The 517-nt window shown below is 55.7% G+C and carries 1 rRNA gene; it reads right to left on the bottom strand.

Features of this window, described 5'->3' with window-relative positions:
- A 23S ribosomal RNA gene (locus SB771_RS33455) occupies positions 1-517 on the bottom strand; the annotation flags it as partial.

Here is a 517-nt window from a genome sequence, read left to right as displayed (position 1 = left end):
GTCGGTTTGCGGTACGGTCATCGTTAGACTGAAGCTTAGAGGCTTTTCTTGGAACCACTTCCAATTGCTTCGCTCCCGAAGGAGCTCGCGCCACACCCTTGAATTACGCACCCGGATTTGCCTAAGTGCCTTCTCCAATGCAGCGACCGGGACTTCCAACACCCGGACAACCTTCCGCGATCCGTCCCCCCATCGCATCTAACAATGGTGCAGGAATATTGACCTGCTTCCCATCAGCTACGCATTTCTGCCTCGCCTTAGGGGCCGACTCACCCTACGCCGATGAACGTTGCGTAGGAAACCTTGGGCTTACGGCGAGGGGGCCTTTCACCCCCTTTATCGCTACTCATGTCAGCATTCGCACTTCCGATACCTCCAGCACGCTTTTCAACGCACCTTCGCAGGCTTACGGAACGCTCTCCTACCATGCGTGCATAGCACGCATCCGCAGCTTCGGTATATAGCTTAGCCCCGTTACATCTTCCGCGCAGGACGACTCGATCAGTGAGCTATTACG

The organism is Burkholderia sp. SIMBA_051, from assembly GCF_046534915.1.
GTDB classification, from domain to species: domain Bacteria; phylum Pseudomonadota; class Gammaproteobacteria; order Burkholderiales; family Burkholderiaceae; genus Burkholderia; species Burkholderia ambifaria.
Note: the sequence above shows the minus strand (reverse complement) of the source record. Positions and strands in the feature narration are given on the sequence as shown.